The organism is Nevskia ramosa DSM 11499 (genome assembly GCF_000420645.1).
In the GTDB taxonomy this organism is placed as follows: domain Bacteria; phylum Pseudomonadota; class Gammaproteobacteria; order Nevskiales; family Nevskiaceae; genus Nevskia; species Nevskia ramosa.
Window position 1 is genome coordinate 545089 of record NZ_ATVI01000006.1, and the last position, 24804, is coordinate 569892.

Consider the following 24804-nt stretch of genomic DNA (forward strand, 5'->3'; position numbering starts at 1 on the left):
CGCTATTGCGCGAGCGCAGCCTGGATCTTCAAGGCACTCGGCGAACCGAGTGCCTTCAGCTCCTGGGCGAACAGCGCGATGCGCCATTCCTCGATCAGCCAGCGGGCCGGGTGGAACGGGCCCTTCAGTTGGGTGGCGACAGCGCGCACCTGCTTGAGCATGTCCAGATCGCGCTGCGGCTTGTGCGGCAGGCGCTCGGCGCGGATCGTCGCGGCTTTCAGATAGACGCTGATGCGCGGCCAGATGTCGTCCGGAATGGCGTCGATGAAGCCCGGCGCGAACATCGTCTGCAGCTGGTTGCGCAGATCGGTGTTGGCATCCGGCCAGGGCTTGGCGATGGCGTCCAGCTTCTTGCGCAGCTCCATGCCGACCAGCAGCCAGGCGCAGACTTCCTCGAGCCGCTTGACCGCTTCGCGGCCGAACTCGCCGCGCTTGGCGAGGGCAGCATGAAACGCGGCTTCGTCGCGGATCGCAGCGGGATTCCAGTAGCTGCGCGCGGCACGTTCGGCCACTTGCAGCGCCAGTTGCTCGGCACTCAAACCGGTCTGCGCCAGTGAGATGCCGAGCCGGCTGCGCGCAGTCCTGGCCAAATCCTTCAGGCGATCGGCGACCCGCGCCAGCAGCAGCGCCTGGGTGCCGGCGGCATGCGCCTGGCTGGCAGCTTCGGCGGACTCGAACAGCTTGAGGCCGATGCGTTCGTTGGCGCTGACCAGCGCCGGATAAGCGCGCGCGCCAGCAACTTCGATGAACGCTGGCATGGCGCCGAAATCCCAGTCGAGCACCACGTCGCGGGTCCAACGCTTGGCTTCGGGACTGGTCTCGGCGCGCTTGCCCAGTTCGGTTCTGGCGGCACCGCCGAAGCGCTGCTGCAAGGCGAGCAAGGATTCCGCTTCGCCCATCGCCTTGCCATCGGCCCCGACCAGCACCAGCCGCGGCTTCAGATGCGCTTCGAGCTTGGCCGGCGCGAAATCGTCCGGTTTCAGGATGACGCCGTTCATGTCCTTGAAGCGCGCGCAGACAGAATCAAGCAGTTCGCCACTGGCAGGATTCGCGGCATTGGCGATCGCGTTCGCGTACTCGGCGGCCGGCGTGCATAGCCGGCGCAGGTTCATCGGCAGCGAGCGGATCAGCGCTTCGATCTTCGCCGGCAGCAGCCCCGGCACCAGCCAGTCGAAACGCGCCGCCGGCAGGGTGAACAACTGGGCGATCGGAATCTCGAAGGTGACGCCGTCAGCGTCCGCACCAGGATCATGCGAGTAGCTCAGCTCGATGCGCGTACCGGCCAGATCGAGATGATCCGGAAACAGGCTGGCGACATCGGCATTGGCGCCGGGCTTCAGCGCATCGACCTCACCCATCAGCAACTGCCGTTGCAGTGCCGGCTCGCGGCGCAGGCCGTTCTTCAGGCCGACGGTGGTGCAGATGTCGGTCGGCAGCAGCGTGTCGTAGAACTCGAAGAACTGGCTTTCATCGGCAAGCAGATCCGGCCGCCGCAGCCGCGCTTCCTTGTCGCGCACTTCATCGAGCAGCGCGAGGTTCTTCTCCAGGAACGCCGGCTTGTTCGGCATGTCGCCTCTGACCAGCGCTTCGCGAATGAAGATCTCGCGTGCCTTCGCCGGCTCGTCCTTGCCGTAATGGCGCGCACGGCGCAGCACCTGCATGCCGAACAGGGTGACCACTTCCATCGCCGTGACTTCGCCGCGATCGGCGTGCCAGACCGGGTCCTGCAGCACGCGCTTGACCAGATGCGGCGCAACGTCGGCGAGCCACTCCGGCTGAATCTCGGCGTTGATGCGGCCGAATAGCTGGCTGGTCTGAGCCAGCTGCGCGCTCATGATCCACGGTGGTGGTTTCTTGGCGATCGTCGACGCCGGAAACAGTTTGAAGCGTCGGCCGCGAGGCCCGTTGAACTCGGGCTTTTCGAGAACCTTCTGGCCGATGTGATCGATCAGGCCGGCGAGCAGGCATTTGTGGATGTCGGTGTAGAGCTTGTCGAGCGGCTGCTCGGTCTTCGGCTTGTCGGCGTCCTGCTTGCCGAGCATGTCGACGATCTGCTTGTAGACCGACTCCCACTCCTCCATCCGCAGATAGCTGACGAAGTGCTCCTTGCACAGCTTGCGCAGCTGGCGATTGGAGGCGTTGGCACTCCACTGCTGATAACGCGCCCACAGGTTCAGCAAGCTGAAGTAGTCGGACTTCGCGTGCCGCCACTCGGCGTGCTTGAGGCGCGCGGCGTTCTGCTGATCGGGCGGCACGTCGTGCGGGTCCTGCACCGACAGCGCTGCTGCCAGTACCCAGACGTGTTCGCGGTACGCGGTGCCGCGTCCAGCCTGGGCGATGCGGGCGATGCGCGGATCGAGCGGCAGCCGGCCCAGCTCGCGACCAAGCGGCGTGATGCGCTTGTCGTCGTCGAGCGCTCCGAGCGTCTGCAGCAGGCGATAGCCGTCGGCGATGTGGCGGCCATCCGGTGCATCGAGCCAGGGGAAATCCTCGACATCGCCGAGGCCAAGCGTGGCCATCTGCAGGATCACGCCAGCCAGATTCGAGCGCAGGATTTCCGGATCGGTGAACGGCGGCCGGGTGTCGAAATTCTGCTGATCGTAGAGGCGCAGGCAAATGCCGGGCCCGACGCGACCACAACGGCCGGCACGCTGGTTCGCCGCCGCCTGCGACACCGCTTCGATCTGCAACTGCTGCACACCGAGCCGAGGCGAGAAACGGTTGACTCTCGCGGTGCCGGTATCGATGACATAGCGGATGCCCGGCACCGTCACCGAGGTTTCGGCGACGTTGGTGGCCAGCACGATGCGCGGTGCGCCGCCGCTGGAAAACACCTTGTCCTGCTTCTCGGCTGGCAGTCGCGAATACAGCGGCAGCACTTCGGCGCGCGGAAAGCGGCCGGGCAAGGAACGGGCGAGATCGTTGATCTCACGCTCGCCGGGCAGAAAGATCAGTATGTCGCCGGCCGGTGGCCGGCTGGGCAGCGTGTCGCCGACCCGGCCGGACTGCCACAGCGAATCGATGCCGGACGCGACCTGGCCTTCGAGATCGTCGTCCTGATCCGGTTCGCGATAGCGCATCTCGACCGGATAGGTGCGGCCTTCGACGAGCAGGATCGGCGCCGGCTCGCCGCGTTGGTTGGCGAAGTGCTTGGCGAGCTTTTCCGGATCGAGCGTTGCCGAGGTGATGATCAGCTTCAGCTCGGGCCGGCGCGGCAGCAGGCGCTTCAGCCAGCCGAGCAGGAAATCGATGTTGAGGCTGCGCTCGTGCGCCTCGTCGATGATGATCGTGTCGTAGGCCAGCAGCTCGCGATCACGGCTCAGCTCGGCGAGCAGGATGCCGTCGGTCATCAGCTTCACGAGACTGCGCTCGGACACGCGGCGATCGAAGCGGGTTTCGTAGCCCACCAGTTCGCCGAGCTTGGTATCGAGCTCCGAGGCGATGCGATTGGCGACGCTGCGCGCCGCGAGGCGGCGTGGCTGGGTGTGGCCGATCAAGCCGCGCAGGCCACGCCCAAGCTCCAGACAGAGCTTCGGCAATTGTGTCGTCTTGCCGGAACCGGTCTCGCCGCAGAGCACGACCACCTGATGCTCGGCGATCGCCTTCAGCAGCTCGTCCTTCGCTTGCACCACCGGCAGCTCGGCCGGGTAGTTGATCGTGGCCGGCCGCAGCCGCGCGCGGTTCTCGGCCGCGAGCAGCGCTGCTTCCACGTCCTTCTCGAAACGCGGCGCATCGAACTTCGGATTGTTGCGGGCGCCGGCCACAGAGCGCCCCAGCCGCGCGGCATCGCGCAGCAGGAGCTGGTCACGGATCAGGTCAAAACGAGCTTGCAGCGGGGGTGTGGCAGTCACGGGGGCGGCGCGGAGAGGATCGCCGCCATGATACGGCAGCCTCTCTCCGCGACGCCCCCGCGCTTAGAAAACCCTCAAGGCGCAGGCGCTGCTTCTGCGGTGCCGCGCTCGACCACCTTCAGCTCGACACGCCGATTCAGCTCGAGGCCTTCAACGGTCTTGTTGTCGGCGATCGGCATGGTTTCGCCGAAGCCGGCAGCGGTCATCCGGGCGCCATCGATGCCCTTGCTGATCAGATACTCACGGGCGGACTGCGCACGCTGCTCGGACAGCCGCAGGTTGTAGGCATCGGAACCGCGGCTGTCGGTATGACCCTGCACCGCGACCTTGATGTCCGGGTGCTTGGCCAGCGCGACGGCAACGCCATCGAGCAGCGCCTTGGCGTTCAGGGTCAGGGTCGACTTGGCGGTATCGAAGTTGACGCCGCGCAGCACCAGCACGTCGCCGACGGCGCAGCCGCCAAGCTCCATCTCGCCGTTCGGGCCGGATGGCTCGCAGCGCGGCTTGGGCACTGGCTCGACCACCGGCGGCTCGGCTGCCACCTCCACCGGCACAATCTGCACCGGTTCCACCGGCGCTTCGGCCGGCGCAGCCGGGGCAGCGCCGAAGTGATAGCGCAGCGAGAACAGCGCCGCATGCGATTCGTAGCGGGTCTCGACGTGGCTTTCCGGATTGTTGACCAGCAGATCGAACTGGCCGACGTTGCTGCGCAGATAGCGGTAGTCGATGGACGCAGTCAGGCTGCGGCTCAGATCGAAGCGCAGACCGCCGCCGGCCTGGAAGGCGAACACTGCGTCGAAATCGCTGCGCAGCGCCGAGCCGTCCTGGAACAGGCCGACGCTGTCGACCGCCGGATCGCGAACCGCAACCCGCACGACGCCGGCACCGCCGCCGATATAGGGATGCACGCGCCACGACGGGAAGAAGTCGTACCAGAGATTGGCGAAGGCCAGATCAGCGAATTCGCGGCCGCCGACGCGCTGCGACGGCTGGCCGTTCTGCAGCAGCACGCGCTTGAAATCGTTGTCGCGCCGGGCGAACTCCAGTTCCAGCTTGAGGCCCGAGCCGAAGCCATAGCCGCCGACCAGGCCAGCGACGTAGCCGGTATCGAAGCTGACGTCGCTGACCTTGGTGCCGTCTGGCGCGGACACCAGCAGGCCGTTGGCGCCATAGATCTTGAAGTTCTGATCACGAACGAAATTCGCGCCGCCTTCAAGGCCCAGGTACCAGCCCTGGTTGGCAGCAGCGATGCCGGGGACGACACCGAGCACGGCCAGGCCGAGCACAGCAGATCGCAACGATTTACGAGGTTTCAATGACATTTTTTGTTATTCCCTGTGCTGTTTGGATCGATCTGATGCCGATCACGAGGAGGCAGGTCTGCGTTGCTTTGCAGACCCCGAAACGACGCCGACGGGTAGCATTTTGAAGCGGTTCCGGCTGCGCGTGGAGACCACCAACCGGGGCTCGCAAGAAGTTCGCCGATCATTCGCCACCGCCATGCTTGCACTTGTACGTGGCCCGGGATGAAATTCTCGTCAATCCTGCCGCTCTGCGCCCGCATGAAAATCCTGGTCACCGGTAGCGCCGGCCATCTCGGCGAAGCGCTGATGCGCAGTCTGCGTGCTCGAAATGTCGATGCCGTCGGGCTTGATCTGAAGCCTTCGCCGTACACCGATGCGGTCGGCTCGATCACCGATGCCGCGTTCGTGCAGCGCCGCATGGCGGGCATAGACGCCGTGCTGCACACCGCGACCCTGCACAAGCCGCATGTCGAAACCCACATGCGCCAGCAGTTCGTCGACACCAACATCAGCGGCACGCTGAACCTGCTCGAAACGGCGGTACAGGCGCGTGTCCGCGCCTTCGTGTTCACCAGCACCACCAGTGCCTTCGGCACAGCGCTGACGCCACCAGCAGACGCGCCGGCCGCCTGGATCACCGAGCGGGTACGGCCGGTGCCGAAGAACATCTACGGCGTCACCAAGATCGCCGCGGAAGACCTGTGCGAGCTGATCCATCGCCGCAGCGGTCTACCCTGCCTGATCCTGCGCACCTCGCGCTTCTTCCCGGAAGACGATGATGCCGCCGACACGCGGCTGGCCTTCGTCGATGCCAATACCAAGCTCAACGAGTTCCTCCATCGCCGGGTCGAGATCGAGGACGTCGTCGAGGCCCACCTGCTGGCGCTGGAGCGTGCGGCCGTGCTCGGCTTCGGCCGCTACATCATCAGCGCGACGACGCCGTTCTCGCCGGCCGATGCCGTCGAGCTGCGCCGTGACGCGGCGGCCGTCGTCGAACGCCGCGTGCCGGCTTATGCCGACGAATACGCGAGACGCGGCTGGCGTCTGCCGGAGAGCCTCGATCGCGTCTACGACAACCGGCTGGCGCGCGAGGAACTGGGCTGGCAGCCGCGCTGGGATTTCGCCAGCATCATCGAACGCTTGCGCAGCAGTGGCGATTTCCGCAGCGCGCTGGCGATCGCCGTCGGCCGCAAGGGTTATCACGATCGACACTGGGACGGCGACGGTCCGTTTCCTGTGCAATGACGCCCCAATTCGAATCCGCCGCGCAGTGGCACGGCGCGTGCGTTCTGCCCACCCTGCCGCCCCTGTCACTCCGGAAACCGAACACCATGTCACGCACCCTGCTGGCCGCGGTCTTGCTGGCCACATCGCTGCTGCTGCCTGCCAGCCACGCCGCAGAAACCGCCGCCAAGGCAACGATGCAGGGCGACGCCGCGCGCCCCGCCAAGGCCGCGCGCTGGCAGCGCGCCGAGCTGTACTTCGGCCTCGGCCGCAGTGACGGCAGCACGGCCGACGCCGACCGCGAACGCTGGCAGCGCTTCCTCGATGAAGAGGTGACGAAACGCTTCCCGGACGGCTTTTCGGTGCTCGATGCCTACGGCCAGTGGCAGCGCCGCGACACCAAGACCATCGAGCGCCTGAACTCCAAGCTGCTGGTGATCCTGTTCCAGGGCCAGCAGCACCGGCGTGATCTCGATGCGCTGCGCGCGGCCTGGAAGCAGCGCAGCGGTGATGAGTCCGTGTTGCTGACGATCACCCCGGCCGAGGTGTCGTTCTGATGAAGCGCTTCGTCCGTGGCGATCTCGATGGCTTCATCGGCCTGGCCCTCGACAATCTGGTGCTGCTGCTGCTGATTTCTGCGCTCTGCCGCTTCGTGCTCGGCTTTCCGGAAGTGCTGGTGCTCGGCACGGTGCTGCCGGGCGCGGCGGTATCGCTGCTGGCCGGCACGCTGTTCTATGCCTGGCAGGCGCGGCAGTTGGCGGCACGCGAAGGCCGTGATGATGTCTGCGCGCTGCCGTTCGGCCTGAACACCATCACCGTGTTCTCGTTCGTGTTCCTGGTGATGCTGCCGGCCAAGCTGGCGGCGACCGCCGCTGGCAGTGCCGATCCGGCGCGCGCCGCCTGGCAGGCCGGGCTGCTGGCCTGCTTCGGCACCGGTGTCATCGAGTTCGCCGGCGCTTTCGTCGCCGGCTGGGTGCGCCGCCACACGCCGCGCGCCGCACTCTTGTCGACCTTGGCCGGCCTGGCGCTGGCCTTCATCGCGCTCGGCTTTCTGATGCGCGCCTACGCCCATCCGCTGATCGGCATCGTCATCCTGGTCGTGGTGCTGATCGGCTACTTCGGCCGCGTGAAGTTGAAGGGCGGACTGCCGGTCGGCGTGGTCGTGGTGCTGCTCGGCATCGCCCTTGGTTGGACGCTTGGTCTCGCGCCGACCGGCCCCTTGCCGCCACCGCCAAGATTGTCACTGCCGGTGCCGGTGATCGGCGCGCTGCTGGAAAGCCTGCGCTTCGACCAATTCCTGGCCTACGCCGCGGTGATCGTGCCGATGGGTCTGATCTCGGTGGTCGGTTCGATGCAGAACCTGGAGTCCGCGGAAGCGGCCGGCGATCGCTACGACACCCGCTCGTCGCTGGCCGTCAACGGCATCGCCACCCTGGTTGCCTCGGTGTTCGGCTCCTGCTTCCCGACCACGCTGTACATCGGCCATCCGGGCTGGAAGGCGATGGGCGCGCGGGCGGGTTACTCGACCTTGTCCGGCGTGTTCATCGCGCTGCTCTGCTTCAGCGGCACCATCGCCCATGTCGCCTGGGCGGTGCCGATCGACGCCGGCATCGCGATCCTGCTGTGGATCGGCATCGTCATGAGCGTGCAGGCTTTCGATGCCACGCCGCGCGCACATTTCCCGGCCGTGGTCGTCGGCCTGCTGCCGGGGCTGGCGATGTGGGGCTCGCTGATGATCAAGGCCGGCCTGCGCGCCGCCGGTGCCGGCAGCGAAGGCGGCCCCGGCATCACCGAAGCGCTGCTGCCGGCGTTTCATGCCGCGGACGTCTGGGCCGAAGGTGCGTTCGCGCTGGAACAGGGCGTGGTGTTCAGCGCGATGATCCTGTCCGCAGCAACGGTCGCGATCATCGAACGCAAGTTCGTGGTCTCGGCGATCTGGATGCTGGCCGCGGCAGCCTTGTCGGCCACCGGGCTGATGCATTCCTACCGCTACACCGGCGCTGATACCGCGCTCGCCCTTACGCCCGCCTGGACCTTCGTCTACGCCTATCTGGCAGCGGCCGGCGTGTTGCTGGCAGCGCGCTGGCTGACGGTGCCGGATGACACCGCCAGCTCTGGCCATTAATAGGACTAAGGCGTGCTCTCGACGACCGGATCACCGCCCTCGGGGCCGCGTTCGGTGACCTTCAGCTCGACACGGCGATTCTCTTCGCGGCCTTCGTCAGTGGCGTTGTCGGCGATCGGCATGGTTTCACCGAAGCCCATCGCGGTCATCCTGCCGGCGGCGACGCCACGCTCGATCAGATACTGGCGCGCCGATTGAGCGCGTTGGTCTGACAGCCGCTGGTTGTAGCTGTCGGAACCCTTGCTGTCGGTATGGCCGAGGATCGCGACCTTGATGTCCGGACGCCGGGTCAGCGCTTCGGCAACGCCATCGAGCAGCGCCTTGGCGTTGAGTGTCAGCACCGATTTGTCGAACATGAACTTGACGCCGCGCAGCACGATCACGTCACCGATCTTGCAGCCCTGCAGATCCATCGCCTGACCCACCAGCGGCGCTTCGCAGGGCGGTGGTGGCGGTGGCGCAATCGGCGGCGGCGGGGCCGGCGGCTGGATCACTTCGACGATCTGCACCGGTTCCACCGGCGCGACCGCGGGCTCGTGCTCTTCCCCGAAGTGATAGCGGATCGACAGCAGCGCGGCCTGCGATTGGTAACGGGTTTCGACGTGGCTGTCCGGGTTGTTTTCCAGCAGGTTGAACTTGCCGCGCTCGCTACGCAGGAAGCGGTAGTCCAGCGAAGCCGTCATATGCTTGGTCAGATCGAAGCGGATGCCGGCGCCGCCCTGGTAGGCGAGCACGACATCGAAATCGCCCTGCAGGTTGGAGCCATCCGCGAACAGGCCGACGCTGTCGACACCGGGATGACGAATATCGACGCGCGCCGCGCCGATGCCGCCGCCGATGTACGGATGAACCCAGCCGGACGGAAAGAAATCGAGCCACAGGTTACCCATGGCGATGTCGGCGTTTTCCTTGCCTTCGACTCGCTGCGAGGGGCTGCCGTCGATCAGGTCGATCTTGTCGAACTCGTTGTGCCGACGCGCCACTTCCAGCTCCATCCGCAGGCCGCTGGTGAACGCGTACCCGGTGAGCAGGCCGCCGATGTAGTTGGTGTCGAAGCCAACCTTGCTGATCTGCGTGCCGTCGTCGACAGCACCGATGCCGAGCGGCGGATCGAAGCTGTAGAGCTTGAACTTCTGATCCTTGAGAAAGTTGGCGCCGCCCTCGATGCCCAGGTAGAAGCCCTGTCCGGCCAGCGCGGCCCCCGGAACGGCGAGCGCTGCGAGGGTCAGAAGCGTTCGTTTCGCAGCCTTGAGGGGATTCCGCGCCATGGGTGTCGCTCCGGTTGGTGATGCCGATGCCCCGGACACGCGGGTCGACAGTCGACCGTAGTCGATCGAAACAGCAGCCTCTGTTGGCTGGCGAACATAGCCGCCCGCGTCCTGTGGTCGCGAATGCCTGGGCAAACAGCCCGGCCCGTGGCGGCGGATCGCCGCGGCCAGCCTTAGCCGCCGGCGGCGGTGAGCCTTTGTTCGAGTTCGTCGATGCGCGCTTCCAGCTGGGCGAGCCGGGCTTCCAGATCGCTGCGCGATGAGGCCGGTTCCAGCGCTGGGGCGCGCATCGGGCGGGACACCGCTTCGTTGATCTCGGCGGCGGACGGCGTGCCGCTGAGCAGATGGATCCAGCGAGCCGCAGCCTGTCCCGGCTGCTTGCCCAGCTGCATCACGAACGGGCTGGCGCGATCGGCGAGATCGTTGAGCGCGGCCTGAATACCTTCAGCGTCCGGCGGGCCATTGAGGACAGCGGCATTGGCGCGCAGCTCGGCCGGAGTTTGCGGGCCGCGCAGCATCAAGGTGGCCAGCACCGCCATGGTCGGCGCTTTCAGCAGCAGCTGATGATGAAAGCGATGACGCCACTTCGGCACGCGGCCGGCGTTGTCGTCACGGGTCACCAGCTTGTCGGCTTCGAGCGTGTTCAACGCCGCACCGGTATCGCCTTCGGTGAGGTTCATCACCGGCGAACGGGAGTTCTTCTGGTTCGACGCCATCATCAGCGCGTTGACGGTCATCGGGTAGTACTGCGGCGTGGTGATCGATTTCTCGACCAGCGCCGCGAGCACGCGGGCTTCGTTCGGGGATAGCAGGATCTGGCTCATGCGCGATTATCGCGCTGCCACGGCTGGCCGGGGTCGTCTCCGAGCCTCAAGTGTCGCGATTGCCTGCCGATAAGTCGCAACGGGTTCGAATTTTTCACAGTGCTTCGGAGGGCGGGCATGCGGATCGGCGTCAATGCCCAGCTGCCGTTGGTGATCAAACTGCCAGTCAACAGCGTGCCGTTGAGCGCGTCGCCGGATCGCTCGACCCTGATCCAGGTCGCAGCACTCGCGGCGGGCACGCCGTGGTCGGTGCTCGATGGCCTGGTCACGGTGCCTGATGCCCGCGCAGCGCCACCGCCATCGCCGGCGGCGCTGCTGGTGGCATCGACACCACCGTCAACGCTTGCGGCTTCCTTGTCGCCTGCATCGGAACAGACCCAGCCGCCAGGACAGCCCTCGATCGTCGCGGCCACGCTCAAGCTCGTTGATCGCCTGAGCCTGTCACCCGCAACGGTGGCGCTGCGCGGCGATCCGCTCTTGCCGAAGGGCAGCCCGACAGTGGAATTCACCTTGAACCTGCTCGCCGGCCTGACCGGCGAACCGCGCAGCCGCCTGCTGCTGGTGCCCGACCCGAGAACGCCCAACGATCCCGCCGCCATCGCCAGCCTCGCTACCAAGGGACCGAACGAGCTGCTGCAGCTGCTCGTGCGTGGCAGCGTGCACAGCGCGGATGGGCAACTGCTCGACCTGACCCTGGGCCTGAGCGTGCAGCGGCAAGCCGGCGCACCGATCATCGACCGCGCCGTGCTGGCCCTGATCCAGGCCAGCCTCGAAGAACTGGCACGCAGCGAGATCAAGCTCGACTACCCGGGCGCCGCGGCGGCGCTGGCCGGGCACAGCGCCCGCTTCCAGGCCGTGCTCGATCCACTCGCGCTGTGGCCGATGCAGAGTTTCCTGCTGTCCGGGCTGCTGATCCTCGGCCCGGCGCGCGAGCAGGATGAAGTCGACGAGATCAGCGAGGAAAGCGCGACCGAATCGAGTCAGGATCAAGGCACGCCAGACGAACAGTCCGGGCAAGCGCCGGCGCAGTCGCAGGAAGCCAAACCACCCGCCGACGCCCAGCTGACGCCGCTGCCCAGCGACGGCGGCCTGCCGATCATCTCGGCCAGCAACTGGCTGGAACTGGAACTGCGCCACTGGCGTTCGCAGCTGCGGCTGTGGATGGCGCTGCCGCCCGAGCACAGCCTCGCCGAGTAGCCAGAAACGACAAGGCCCGCACGAGGCGGGCCTTGTCGCAGCAACCCGATCAGCGCGGCAGGTCGGAGCTGCCCATCAGGAAGCTGTCGACTTCACGCGCAGCCTGGCGGCCTTCGCGGATCGCCCAGACCACCAGCGACTGGCCGCGGCGCATGTCGCCCGCTGCGAACACCTTGTCGATGTTGGTCTTGTAGCAGCCGTCGCCATCGGTGGTCGCCTTGGCGTTGCCGCGGGCGTCCTTGTCGACACCGAAGGCTTCAAGCACGGTTGCCGCCGGGGACACGAAGCCCATCGCCAGCAGCACCAGATCGGCCTTCATCTCGAACTCGGAGTTCGGCACTTCGGTCATCTTGCCGTCCTTCCATTCCAGCCGGCAGGCGACCAGCTTTTCGACCTTGCCGCCCGAGCCTTCGAAGCGCTTGGTGGCCACCGACCAGTCGCGCTCGCAGCCTTCTTCGTGGCTGGACGAGGTGCGCAGCTTGGTCGGCCAGTACGGCCAGACCATGGGCTTGTTCTCGGTTTCCGGCGGCTGCGGCAGCAGTTCGAACTGGGCGACGCTTTCCGCGCCATGACGGTTCGAGGTACCGACACAATCGGAACCGGTGTCACCGCCGCCGATCACGACCACATGCTTGCCATCGGCACGCAGCTGGGTCTTGAGCTTGTCGCCGGCGTCGATCTTGTTCTGCTGAGGCAGGAATTCCATCGCGAAATGGATGCCCTTCAGCTCGCGGCCCGGCACCGGCAGATCGCGCGGGTTCTCCGAGCCACCGGTCAGCAGCACAGCGTCGAAATCCGCTTTCAGCTGATCCGGGGAAATGGTTTCCTTGGACCAGTTGGTGATCGTGCCGAGCTTGCCCGCACCGACATAGACACCGGTGCGGAAGATGATGCCTTCGGCCTTCAGCTGTTCGATGCGGCGATCAACATTGGCCTTGTCGAGCTTGAAGCCCGGGATGCCATAGCGCAGCAGACCGCCGACGCGATCATTCTTCTCGAACACCGTCACTTCATGGCCGACCCGCGCGAGCTGCTGCGCGGCCGCGAGCCCGGCTGGGCCGGAGCCGACGATGGCGATCTTCTTGCCGGTCTTGACGGTGGCCGGCTGCGGCACGACCCAGCCGTTTTCCCAGCCCTTCTCGATGATGAAGTTTTCGATCGACTTGATGCCGACGGCGTCGTTGTTGACGTTCAGCGTGCAGGCCGCTTCGCAGGGCGCCGGGCAGATGCGGCCGGTGAACTCGGGGAAGTTGTTGGTCGAGTGCAGGGTGTCGAGCGCGTTGCGGTAGTCCTGCGTGTAAACCAGATCGTTCCAGTCCGGAATGATGTTGTTCACCGGGCAGCCGGTCATGCAGAACGGCGTGCCGCAGTTCATGCAGCGCGCGGCCTGGGTCTTGGCTTTCTCGTTCTCGAGAACGAGCACGAATTCCTTGTAGTTCTTGACGCGCTCCGGAACCGGGAGATAGCTCTCCTTCTGGCGCGTGTATTCGATGAAGCCTGTGGTCTTGCCCATGGGTATCGTCTCGGTGTTTCAGTTCGGCTTGTTGCCAGCTTGGAATACAGCGCCGCATCAACGGCGGCGCGTCGCTACATCAGGAACTTCAGACTCTTGAAGAAGGCGCTGATCCGCGCGCCGGCTTCCGGGGTCAGGGCGTCGTCGTAATGATTCAGGGTCAGCTTCATCAGCCGGTGATGCTGAAGGCCGATGATGGTGCTGTCCCGTGTCTCCCTCGGCGCGGTGGCGATCAGCGCCGAGTACTCGAACACCTTCAGACCGCCGACCTTGCTGAAGCTGGTCTTCTGGATGTCGTACTTCAGCTCGACACCGTCCGGCACGCTTTGCTCGATCAGCAGGCTGGCGAACTGGCGCTGCGCGTCTTCCTTCTTCAGCCGGGCCAGGAACTCGTCGTTGGTCTGGTACTCGGCTTCCTTCGGCAGTTCGGGGCCGTAGTCGATCTGGATCTGCACCGGCGAGCCGCAATCCTTGCAGGCAAAGATCACCCGGTTGTCGCCAGGGTCCTGCTCCCAGCCTTCGACATCGACGCTGAAGAAGCCGGGACGCGTCAGCATCTCGGCCGCGACAGGTCCCGCCGACATCAAGGCAGCCAGCAGCACGGCGGCAGGGGCCCCTGCCCGAAAAGACAGTTTCAAGATCCGCTTCATCGCGACACTCCGGTTTCGATCAGGCCACCCCAATGAGGTCAGGCCGGGACTGCGTCCTTTTTGGCGACTGCAGCCATCTCGCCGAGCGCGCGCTTGTACTCGTGCGGGAAGACCTTGACGAACTTCTTGCGGTTGTTCGCCCAGTCGTCCAGCAGATTACGCGCACGTGTCGAACCGGTGTGCTTGAAATGTCGTTCCAGCAGGTAACGGAGAATCGCTTCGTCGGTCTGCTTCTTGCCGTTGCGCTCCAGGCTGTGCCACAGGCCGCGGTCGACGTTGGCTTCCTGCTCGCTCTTGATCAGCAGCGGCTCGACGGCAATCATCGCCATGTTGCACTTCGATTCGAACTTGCCGTCCGGATCGTAGACATAGGCGATGCCGCCGGACATGCCGGCGCCGAAGTTGCGGCCAGTCTCGCCGAGCACCACGACGGTGCCGCCGGTCATGTACTCGCAGCCGTGATCGCCGGTGCCTTCGATGACCGTCGTGGCGCCCGAGTTGCGCACCGCGAAGCGCTCGCCGGCCACGCCGTTGAAGAAGGCTTCACCGGCAATCGCGCCGTACAGCACCGTGTTGCCGACGATGATGTTGTCGACCGCCCAGCCACGGAACTCGGTGTTCGGACGAACGATGATGCGACCACCCGACAACCCCTTGCCGACGTAATCGTTGCCGGCACCGACCAGATCAAGCGTGATGCCGTGGGCCAGGAAGGCGCCGGCGGACTGGCCGGCCGTGCCCTGCAGCTGGATGTGGATGGTGTCGTCCGGCAGGCCGGCGTGGCCGTAGCGACGCGCGACTTCGGAAGACAGCATCGCGCCGACCGTGCGGTTCAGGTTCTTGACCGGCGAAATGAACGACACCTGCTCGCCCTTGTCCAGTGCTGCGCGGGCATGGGCGATCAGCTTGTTGTCGAGTGCCTTGTCGAGGCCGTGATCCTGGGTCAGCGTGTGGCGTACCGGTTCGCCCGGCTCGGTCTGCGCCTGATAGAACAGCCGCGAGAAATCGAGGCCCTGCGCCTTCCAGTGGCTGATCGCCTTGGACTTGTCGAGCAGATCGCTGCGGCCGATCAGTTCGTCGAAGGTGCGGATGCCGAGCTGAGCCATCAGCTGGCGCGCTTCTTCGGCAACGAAGAAGAAGAAGTTGACGACGTATTCCGGCTTGCCGGCGAACTTCTTGCGCAGCACCGGATCCTGAGTCGCAACGCCGACCGAGCAGGTGTTCAGATGGCACTTGCGCAGCATGATGCAGCCTTCGACGACCAGCGGCGCGGTCGCGAAGCCGACTTCATCGGCACCGAGCATCGCGGCGATGACCACGTCGCGGCCGGTCTTCATCTGGCCGTCGGCCTGCACGCGGATGCGTGAACGCAGGCCGTTCAGCACCAGCGTCTGCTGGGTTTCGGCCATGCCGAGTTCCCAGGGCGCGCCGGCGTGCTTGACGCTCGACAGCGGCGAAGCGCCGGTGCCGCCGTCATGGCCGGCGATCACCAGATGATCGGCCTTGGCCTTGGTGACACCGGCAGCCACCGTGCCGACGCCGCTTTCGGCGACCAGCTTGACCGAGATCGAGGCGCGATCGTTGGCGTTCTTCAGATCGTGGATGAGCTGCGCGAGATCCTCGATCGAATAGATGTCGTGATGCGGCGGCGGGCTGATGAGACCGACACCCGGCACCGAGTAGCGCAGGCGGGCGATGTATTCCGACACCTTCGGGCCGGGCAGCTGGCCGCCTTCGCCGGGCTTGGCACCCTGCGCCATCTTGATCTGAATCTGATCGGCGGAGTTCAGGTATTCGGTGGTCACGCCGAAACGGCCGGCAGCGACCTGCTTGATCTTCGAGCGCAAGCTGTCGCCCGCCTGCAGCGGGATGTTCGCCTCGACCTGTTCCTCGCCGATGACCGACGCCATCGTCGCACCGTCCTTGATGACGATGCCCTGCTTCTCGAGCCGGTAACGCGCCGGGTCTTCACCACCTTCGCCGGTGTTCGACTTGCCGCCGATGCGGTTCATCGCCACGGCCAGGGTTGCGTGCGCTTCGGTAGAGATCGAGCCGAGCGACATGGCACCGGTGGCGAAGCGCTTGACGATTTCCTTCGCCGGTTCGACTTCGTCGATCGAGATCGCTTTCGCCGGATCGACCTTGAACTCGAACAGGCCGCGCAAGGTCATGTGACGCTTGCTCTGATCGTTGATGATCTGGGCGTATTCCTTGTATGTCGAGAAGCTGTTCGCCTTGGTCGAATGCTGCAGCTTGGCGATCGCGTCCGGCGTCCACATGTGCTCTTCGCCACGGACGCGGAAGGCGTATTCGCCGCCGGCGTCGAGCATGTTGGCCAACACCTTGTCGTTGCCGAACGCCAGCGTGTGCAGGCGCACCGCTTCCTCGGCGACTTCGAACACGCCGATGCCTTCGATCGACGACGGCGTACCGCTGAAGTACTTGTCGATCACCGCGCGGTTCAGGCCGATCGCTTCGAAGATCTGCGCGCCGCAGTAGGACATCCACGTCGAGATGCCCATCTTCGACATGACCTTCATCAGGCCCTTCGACACCGCCTTCTTGTAGTTGTAGATCGCCTGATCCGGGCTCAATTCGCCAGGCAGGCCCTGGGCCATCGCGCCCAGGGTTTCCATCGCCAGATACGGATGGATCGCTTCGGCGCCGTAACCGCCGAGCAGCGCGAAGTGGTGCACTTCACGCGCCGAACCGGTCTCCACGACCAGACCGGTGGAGGTGCGCAGGCCCTTGTTGACCAGGTGCAGATGGATGGCGCTCGTGGCCAGCAAGGCCGGGATCGCGACGAAGTCGGCGTCCATCTTGCGGTCGGTCAGGACCAGGATGTTGTAGCCATCCTTGACCGCATCGACCGCCGTCGCGCACAGGCTGGCGAGGCGCGCTTCCACGCCTTCCTTGCCCCAGGCTACGGGATAGCAGATGTCGATCTCGTAGCTTTTGAACTTGCCGCGCGTATGCGCGCCGATGTCGCGCAGCTTCGCCATGTCCGAGAAGTCGAGCACCGGCTGGCTCACTTCCAGACGCATCTGCGGGTTCAGGTTGGCGGTGTCGAGGAGGTTCGGCTTCGGGCCGATGAACGACACCAGCGACATCACCATCGCTTCACGGATCGGATCGATCGGCGGGTTGGTGACCTGCGCGAACAGCTGCTTGAAGTAGCTGTAGAGCGGCTTCAGCTTGTTCGACATCACCGGCAGCGGCGAGTCGTTGCCCATCGAGCCGGTGGCTTCCTCGGCAGCGACGGCCATCGGCGACATCAGCACGCGGATGTCTTCCTGCGTGTAGCCGAACGCCTGCTGGCGATCGAGCAGCGACACGGTCGACGGCTCCTGCGGGTTCTTCGCCGGCAGCGTCTTCAGCTCGTCGAGCTTGATGCGCACGCGGTTGATCCAGGCCTTGTACGGCTCGGCGCTGGCGTAGGTGTCCTTGATTTCCTCGTCTTCGATGATCCGGCCTTCTTCGAGGTCGATCAGGAACATGCGGCCCGGCTGCAGGCGCCACTTCTTGGTGATCCGCGATTCCTCGATCGGCAGCACGCCGGATTCCGAAGCCATGACCACGAGGTCATCGTCGGTGGTGACGAAGCGGCAGGGGCGCAGGCCGTTGCGATCGAGCGTGCCGCCGATGTAACGACCGTCGGTGAAGCAGATCGCCGCCGGGCCGTCCCAAGGCTCCATCATCGCCGCGTGGTATTCGTAGAACGCGCGGCGCTGCTCGTCCATCAGCGTGTGATTTTCCCAGGCCTCGGGAATCATCATCATCATCGCGTGGGCGATCGGGTAGCCGGCCATCACCAGCAGTTCGAGCGCGTTGTCGAAGCAGGCGGTGTCGCTCTGGCCTTCATAGATCAGCGGGAAGAGCTTCTGCAGATCGTCGCCCAGCTCGGCCGACTTCATCACGCCTTCGCGGGCGCGCATCCAGTTGAAGTTGCCCTTGACCGTGTTGATCTCGCCGTTGTGCGCGACCAGCCGATACGGATGGGCCAGCGGCCATTCCGGAAAGGTGTTGGTGGAGAAACGCTGATGGACCAGCGCGAGCGCGGAGACGCAGCGCTCGTCCTGCAGATCGAGGTAATAGACGCCGACCTGATCGGCCAGCAGCAGGCCCTTGTAGACCACCGTTTTCGCCGACATCGACGGCACGAAGAATTCCTTGCCGTGGATCAGGTTCAGGCCGCGGATCGCATGGCCGGAAGCCTTGCGGATCACGTAGAGCTTGCGTTCCAGGGCGTCGGTCACCGTGATGTCCGGGCCGCGGCCGATGAAGATCTCGCGGATCACCGGCTCCTTGGCGCGCACGGTGGGCGACATCGGCATGTTCAGATCGACCGGCACATCGCGCCAGCCGAGCACGATCTGCCCTTCGTCGACGACGGCGCGTTCGATTTCCTGCTCGCAGGCGATGCGCGAAGCATTTTCCTTAGGCAGGAACACCATGCCGACGCCGTACTCGCCGAGCGGCGGCAGTTCGACACCCTGCTTGGCCATTTCCTCGCGATAGAGCTGATCCGGCACCTGGATCATGATGCCGGCGCCATCGCCCATCAGCGGATCGGCACCGACTGCGCCGCGATGCTCGAGGTTCTTCAGAATCAACAGACCCTGCTCGACGATCGAATGCGCCTTGTCGCCCTTGATATTGGCAATGAAGCCGATGCCGCAGGCGTCATGCTCGTTGGACTTGCGGTACAGGCCGTGCTGTTCGGCGTGCTTGCGCTGGGCAGGTGATGCGGGCTCGTGCGACATGGCTAACCTAGGGAAGGTCTGGCAGGGGGACAGGAGCGTACTGCGCCGCAACAAGAATGCCAAGACCAAACCCCCAGATTTAATTGGGGTCAGATACAGATTAATTTTGCCAAACGCAAGCCAGCATTTAAATTGGGGACACATTTAAATCTGTTGTTAATTATTTGTTTAAGCTTGAAAACCGCCGGCTCAGAACCCCCATTCAGCCCGATTTTTTCAGTGCTGGACGGCCGGCGCGGCCACGCGTGGTCCGACGATCGGTCTGTGCTTCGATCTGGTCGAGGAAAGCGCGATCGCCCAATACCCAGCCTTTGAGCGTTGCATCGGTGAGCAGCGCCTGCTGATCGAGCGCGACACCCTGCTGCACCAGATCGGCGTAAGCCGCTTCGCGAGCAAATGGCGTGTTGCCGAGCGCCCAGCACAGCGGATGCGGCGTCAGCAGCCGGTCCTGCTGCTGGCCGATGTAATGACGATGGCTGGACCAGCGCCAGTCCGCCGCTTTCGTCACCAGCCCGGCGCGCACCGGATTGAGATCGATGTAGGCCATGCAGGCGAGCAGGTAGCGATCAGTCTGCACCAAAGTGGCGCGATAGCGTCCTTCCCAAAGCGTGCCGGTGCGCGCGTGGCGCCGGTTGAAGATCTGCACATAACGCCGGCCGAGCGCCTGCATCATCAGCGGCAGGCCGGTCTCGGTAGCGGGTGTGGCCAGCAGGTGGAAATGGTTGCCCATCAGCACCCAGGCATGGATCGCCACCTTGTGCTTCGTCGCGTATTCGCTGAGCAGACCGAGCAGGGTTTCCCGGTCCTGATCGTCGACGAACACCAGCTGCCGGTTGTTGCCGCGCTGGATGACGTGGTGCGGGTAGCCGGGGACGGTCAGGCGAGGGAGGCGGGCCATGACGGCTGAGCTTTCAAGCCTTATCGCAACTGGCGAAGGTCATACAGCCGCGCATGCTCATCCTGCGCAAAGCGATCCGTCATCCCCGCCACGTAATCTGCCACCACCCGCGCCTGCCCGGTTTCGCCGGCGGTCGCTGCTGCTGCGCCTGCTGCGGCATGAAACTCGGGCGGCAGCAGGCGGATGTCGGCATGCAGTGCTTCGAACAATTCGCGGACGATGCGCCGGGCCTTGTGCATCACCCGGTAGACCTGGTGGTGGCTGTACAGCTGCTCGCTGAGGTAGCGCTTCAGATCGCGGTTTTCGCGCTGCATCGCTGCACTGAACGAGACCAGCGGCTTGCCATGGCTGCGCACGGCGTCGATATCGGCCAGTTCCTGCTCGGCGAGGCGCCGCGTGGTTTCGCTGTGCAGGTCGATGACCAGCGCGTTGATCATCCGGCGGATCGTTTCGTGGCGCAGCTGGCGCGGCGTCAAGGCCGTGTAGCGCGCCGTGACTTCGGCGTGGAAGCGTGCGAACAGCGGCACTTCGCACATCTGCTCGATGCTCAGCAGGCCGGCGCGCAGGCCGTCGTCGACATCGTGATTGTTGTAGGCGATCTGGTCGGCGATGTTGGTCAGCTGCGCTTCGAGGCCAGGCTGATGCCTGCTCAGGAAGCGCTCGCCGACATCGCCGAGCGTCGCCGCACGGCTCAGCGAGCAGTGCTTGAGGATGCCTTCGCGGGTCTCGAACGTGAGATTCAGGCCGCGGAACTCGGCGTACTTGTCTTCCAGTTCATCGACCACCCGCAGGCTCTGCGCGTTGTGCTCGAAGCCGCCATGCGCCTTCAGACAATCGTCGAGCGCGTCCTGGCCGGCGTGGCCGAACGGCGTGTGGCCGAGGTCGTGGGCGAGGGCGATGGTTTCGGCCAGGTCCTCGTTCAGATGCAGGCCGCGGGCGAGGCTGCGGGTGATCTGGGCGACTTCCAGCGAATGGGTCAGTCGATTGCGATAGAGATCGCCTTCGTGGCTGACGAACACCTGGGTCTTGTATTCGAGCCGGCGGAACGCCGCCGAATGGATGATGCGATCGCGATCGCGCTGGTATTCGCTGCGCCCCTGCGGCGGCGCTTCGGCGTGGCGACGGCCTCGCGAGCGATCCTCGCGCGCGGCGTAGGGCGCGAGCGTCATGCGGCTTGTATCGCGGCGTCCGATGCGTCGGCAGGCGTGCAGAAATGGCCCAGGGTGGCGTCGAGCGCGGCGACGTCGAAATCGGCGGTGGTCGCCGCTTCGCCGATCGCCCGCATCAGCACCAGCCGCAGCTTGCCGGCGGCCACCTTCTTGTCGCGCGCCATCAGGCTGCGGAAATCGTCCGGCGTCATCGCCGCCGGCGGCCGAATCGGCAGCTTGGCACGCTCGATCAGCTTCAGACAGCGCTCGGCATCTTCGGCCTTCAGCCAGCCGAGGCGCATCGACATGTCTGCGGCCATCGCCAGACCGAGGCCCACCGCTTCGCCATGCAGCCAGGTCTCGTACTTGGTGAAGGTTTCCACCGCGTGGCCGAAGGTGTGGCCGAGGTTCAGCAAGGTACGCGGGCCGCCGGCCAGCGATTCGCGTTCATCGAGCGCGACGATCCGCGCCTTCAGCTTGCAGCAGCGCTCGACGGCTTCGGCGACCGCGTTCGGATCGAGCGTCAGGATCGCATCGATGTCGCGCTCGAGCCTGGCGAACAGCGCAGCGTCGCCGAGCATGCCGCATTTGATCACTTCGGCCAGGCCGGCCGACAGCTCGCGCGGCGGCAGCGTGTTCAGGGTGTCGGTATCGGCGAACACGGCGATTGGCTGATGGAAGGCCCCGATCAGATTCTTGCCGCGCGCGTGGTTGACGCCGGTCTTGCCGCCGACCGAGGAATCGACCTGCGACAAGAGAGTGGTCGGCATTTGCACGAAGGCAATGCCGCGCTGGTAGATCGAAGCAACGAAACCGGTCAGATCGCCGATCACGCCGCCGCCTAGGGCGATCAGCACACCATCGCGAGCAATGCGGCTGGCCAGCAGCCAGTCGAGCACCTGTTCGGCATTGGCCCAGGTTTTCTGCAGCTCACCGGCCGGCAGCACGAAGGCGTGCTCGCGGGTCAGGTTCAGCGCGTCGAGCACCGGATCGAGATAGCGGGCAGCGACGTTGGCATCGGTGACGATGCGCAGCGTCTTGCCGCGCAGCTCGGCATAGGACTCCGGATCGGCCAGCAGGCCGGCGCCGATCGCCAGCGGATAGCTGCGTTCGCCGAGTTCAACGCTTAGGAGTCGACGCATGGCTTCAGGGGCGCGGCAATGGGGCGGACCAGATGATCTTCAATCTCGCGGGCGAGGGCGCGAGCATTGCGCCCATCGGTGTGGACGATGAAATCGGCAATTTCGCGGTACAGCGGATCGCGCAGCGCGAACAGGCGCTGGAGCGTGTCACGGCGATCCCCGACCTGCAACAGCGGCCGGTTGTCGGTGCGCTCGGTGCGGGCGATCTGGTGATCGACACTGGCGTGCAGGTAGACGACGAAGCCTCGGGCGGCGAGCAAGGCACGGGAACCCGGATCCATCACCGCGCCGCCGCCGGTCGACAGCACGATGCCGTCGCGCTGCACCAGCTCGGCGATCGCGGCAGACTCGCGCTTGCGGAAACCGGTTTCGCCTTCCTTCTCGAAGATGAAGGCGATGTTGACGCCGGTGCGCGCCTCGACCACCTGATCGGAATCGACGAATTCCAGCCGGCAGGCATCGGCGAGCCTTCGCCCGACCGTGGTTTTGCCGGCGCCCATCGGGCCAACGAGGTAGATGTTGCGCTTGCTGTTCACCGGCTACTGACGCGGGTTCGGGATGAAGGCCCTCGCCTGCGTCAGGGCCGTGGCCGTCAGTTTACCTTCAGGCCTTCGCTGAGGATTTTCGGCGTGATGAAGATCAGCAGCTCGGTCTTGTTCTGGATCTTGATCTTGTTGCGGAACAGCACGCCGAGCACCGGAATGTCGCCGAGCAGCGGCACCTTGGTGACGCTGTCGTTGGTGGTCTGCTCGTAGATGCCGCCGAGCACCACGGTCTGGCCGTTGTCGACCAGCACTTGGGTAGTCACCTTGCGGGTATCGATGGCCGGCGCCGAGCCGCCGCCGCTCTGGGCGACGTCAGTACCCTGCGAATCATTGGTGACCGCCAGATCCATGATCACCCGGTTGTCCGGCGTGATTTGCGGCGTCACGTTCAAGCTGAGCACCGCCTTCTTGAACTGCACGGCCGTGGCTCCGCTTGAAGTGGCGTTCTGGAACGGGATTTCGCGGCCCTGCTCGATCGCCGCCTGCTTGCCGTTGGCGGTGATCACCCGCGGCGAGGAAATCACTTCGCCCTTGCCTTCGGACTGCAGTGCCGACAGTTCGAGATCGATCAGCGAATTGCGGCCGAGGATGGCCAGCGCGATGCTGCCAGCCGGATTGGCGACCGGCAGATTGACGTTGTAGCGATCGCCGATCGCACCCGCCGCGCGCGGCGCCGGTGTCGAGCCGCCGATCGACGGCAGACCGGTCGGCGAGCCGGTCAGCGAGGTGTTGGTGCCTTCGCCGCTGCCGCTGGTGGAGATCAGGCCGCCGTTGCCGCCATCGCGGGTGCGGTTGCCGCTGAAGCCGAAACGGGCGCCGAATTCACGATCGAAATTCGAGCGGGCGACGACGATGCGCGACTCGATCAGCACCTGGCGCACCGGAATGTCGAGGCGCTGCACCAGCGCACGGATCTCGCCGAGCTTGTCGCGCGTTTCCAGCACCAGCATGGTGTTGGTGCGCTCGTCGACGGTGACGCTGCCGCGTTCGGACAGCACCGAGTTTTCCTTCGACTTGATCAGGCCCGCCAGCTCGCTGGCCTTGCCGTAGTTGACCTGGATGATCTCCGAGCGCAGTGCGGCGAGCTGCACCTTCTGCTTCTCGTTCTCCAGATCGGCCTTCTCGCGTTGGGCAAGCTCGTCGAGCGGCGCCACCAGAATCACGTTGCCGGACTTGCGCTGGCCCAGTCCCTTGGTGCGCAGGATGATGTCCAGCGCCTGATCCCAAGGCACGTTCTGCAGGCGCATCGCGATCTGGCCGGTCACCGAATCGGAGACCACCATATTGGTCTGGGCGACGTCGGCAATGATCTGCAGCAGCGAGCGCACATCGATGCTCTGGAACGACAGGCTGATCTTCTCGCCGGTGTACTGCGGCTCCAGCCGGCGACGCTCGTCGAGTTTCTCCTGCGAGATCGGCTGCAGTTCCAGCGTGAACACGTTGCCGGACTGATAGGCGACTTGCTCGAAGTCACCGGCGGCGATCGGGGTGACGATGATCTGGGCATTGGCGCCGTCGCGAGAGGCGTCGATGAACTTCACCGGCGTGGCGAAATCGAGCACGTCGAATCGCTTGGCCAGGCGTTCCGGCACCGAGGTGTTCTTGAAGCGGACCACGATCTTGCCGCCTTCCTCGCGGACATCGACGGCATTGCGCGTGTCGCCGAGCGCGACGATGACCCGGCCTTCGCCCTTCTCGCCGCGGCGGAAGTCGATGTTCGAAATCAAACCCTGCACCGGTGCCGTGCTCGCGGCAGCTCTTGCCGGCGCCACCGTCGGAGCCGCTGTCGGGGCAACGGTGGTGGTCGTCCGCGGCGGCAACGGCGTGGCTGCCTTCGGTGACGACAAGGCACCGGTAACGCCGGCGAGTTCGAGGTAAATCTTGTTGCCGTCGACTCTCACCGTGTGCGGCGTCAGCGCGTTCATCTCGACGACGATTCGCGAACGGCCCTTGGCCTCGGCGGCGGCCACCGAACGGACCTGGCCGACATTGACCTTGCGATAGCGGTTGACCAGCGCCAGCGTGGTGTCCGGCAGATCGATCGACAGGCGCGCCGGCTTGTCGATGGCGAACACCACCGGCTCCGGTGCCGGAGACGACAGGGTCAGGGTGAGCAGCACACGGTCACCGTCGAGCGCGACGAAATCCATGCTCTGCAGCGAGCGCACCGTCTGGCTCTGAGTCTGGGCCTGCACCGGCAGGCCCAGGGCAACGAGCGCCAGCAGCAGCAGTGCGGCAGCACGGTGCAGCCATCCCGCCCCGCTGATCACAGCCTTGTTTCCCGGGCGGGCCCTCCGATCTGCAGAGGCGGTTCGAGTCGACATCTTTGTGCTCCAGTGCAGCATCGTTCGG

The 24804-nt window shown here is 65.4% G+C and carries 16 protein-coding genes; 4 read left to right on the top strand and 12 right to left on the bottom strand.

The features are described from left to right. Positions 1-2: 2 nt before the first annotated feature. Complete coding sequence (gene hrpA, locus G513_RS0109305) at positions 3-3851, bottom strand: ATP-dependent RNA helicase HrpA (protein ID WP_022976566.1); 3849 nt, start codon at positions 3849-3851, stop codon at positions 3-5. 74 nt (positions 3852-3925) lie between these two features. Then, complete coding sequence (locus G513_RS0109310) at positions 3926-5149, bottom strand: OmpA family protein (protein WP_169560591.1); 1224 nt, start codon at positions 5147-5149, stop codon at positions 3926-3928. A gap of 264 nt (positions 5150-5413) precedes the next feature. Here G513_RS0109310 and G513_RS0109315 point away from each other — a divergent pair, with 264 nt between their 5' ends. From G513_RS0109315 to G513_RS0109325, 3 genes are all read left to right on the top strand, one after another. Continuing rightward, positions 5414-6400, top strand: coding sequence for an NAD-dependent epimerase/dehydratase family protein (locus tag G513_RS0109315; RefSeq protein WP_028475341.1), 987 nt, complete (start codon positions 5414-5416; stop codon positions 6398-6400). 86 nt (positions 6401-6486) lie between these two features. Continuing rightward, positions 6487-6936: a DUF3574 domain-containing protein gene (locus G513_RS0109320; RefSeq protein WP_028475342.1), complete on the top strand. Its 450-nt coding sequence runs from the start codon at positions 6487-6489 to the stop codon at positions 6934-6936. Beyond that, positions 6936-8504, top strand: coding sequence for a permease (locus G513_RS0109325; RefSeq protein ID WP_022976570.1), 1569 nt, complete (start codon positions 6936-6938; stop codon positions 8502-8504). The genes G513_RS0109320 and G513_RS0109325 overlap by 1 nt, the downstream gene beginning before the upstream one ends. Before the next feature lie 5 nt (positions 8505-8509). Here the strand turns inward: G513_RS0109325 and G513_RS0109330 are convergent, their stop codons facing one another. Beyond that, the gene (locus G513_RS0109330) at positions 8510-9772 is read right to left on the bottom strand and encodes an OmpA family protein (RefSeq protein ID WP_022976571.1); all 1263 of its coding nucleotides are present in this window, start codon (positions 9770-9772) and stop codon (positions 8510-8512) included. A 173-nt stretch (positions 9773-9945) separates the two neighbouring features. Continuing rightward, complete coding sequence (locus tag G513_RS0109335; RefSeq protein WP_022976572.1) at positions 9946-10596, bottom strand: YceH family protein; 651 nt, start codon at positions 10594-10596, stop codon at positions 9946-9948. Between the two features lie 117 nt (positions 10597-10713). On the opposite strand from G513_RS0109335, the gene G513_RS0109340 reads away from it, so the two are divergent. Continuing rightward, positions 10714-11793: a hypothetical protein gene (locus tag G513_RS0109340; protein ID WP_022976573.1), complete on the top strand. Its 1080-nt coding sequence runs from the start codon at positions 10714-10716 to the stop codon at positions 11791-11793. A 49-nt stretch (positions 11794-11842) separates the two neighbouring features. Here the strand turns inward: G513_RS0109340 and G513_RS0109345 are convergent, their stop codons facing one another. The 8 genes from G513_RS0109345 to G513_RS22305 form a co-directional block, all read right to left on the bottom strand. Then, positions 11843-13306, bottom strand: coding sequence for a glutamate synthase subunit beta (locus G513_RS0109345; RefSeq protein ID WP_022976574.1), 1464 nt, complete (start codon positions 13304-13306; stop codon positions 11843-11845). Between the two features lie 74 nt (positions 13307-13380). After that, complete coding sequence (locus G513_RS0109350; RefSeq protein ID WP_156891509.1) at positions 13381-13956, bottom strand: hypothetical protein; 576 nt, start codon at positions 13954-13956, stop codon at positions 13381-13383. A 38-nt stretch (positions 13957-13994) separates the two neighbouring features. Further along, positions 13995-18719, bottom strand: a complete 4725-nt coding sequence (locus tag G513_RS0109355) for a glutamate synthase-related protein (protein ID WP_022976576.1) — start codon at positions 18717-18719, stop codon at positions 13995-13997. Positions 18720-18921: 202 nt separating this feature from the next. After that, positions 18922-19617, bottom strand: coding sequence for an REP-associated tyrosine transposase (locus G513_RS0109360; protein WP_022976577.1), 696 nt, complete (start codon positions 19615-19617; stop codon positions 18922-18924). 20 nt (positions 19618-19637) lie between these two features. Beyond that, the gene (locus G513_RS0109365; RefSeq protein WP_022976578.1) at positions 19638-20786 is read right to left on the bottom strand and encodes a deoxyguanosinetriphosphate triphosphohydrolase; all 1149 of its coding nucleotides are present in this window, start codon (positions 20784-20786) and stop codon (positions 19638-19640) included. Beyond that, positions 20783-21907, bottom strand: a complete 1125-nt coding sequence (aroB, locus tag G513_RS22300; protein WP_022976579.1) for a 3-dehydroquinate synthase — start codon at positions 21905-21907, stop codon at positions 20783-20785. Before aroB ends, G513_RS0109365 begins: the two co-directional genes overlap by 4 nt. Continuing rightward, the gene (gene aroK, locus G513_RS0109375) at positions 21892-22443 is read right to left on the bottom strand and encodes a shikimate kinase AroK (protein WP_022976580.1); all 552 of its coding nucleotides are present in this window, start codon (positions 22441-22443) and stop codon (positions 21892-21894) included. Before aroK ends, aroB begins: the two co-directional genes overlap by 16 nt. A gap of 56 nt (positions 22444-22499) precedes the next feature. After that, positions 22500-24722, bottom strand: coding sequence for a type IV pilus secretin PilQ (locus tag G513_RS22305; RefSeq protein WP_022976581.1), 2223 nt, complete (start codon positions 24720-24722; stop codon positions 22500-22502). Positions 24723-24804: the final 82 nt, after the last annotated feature.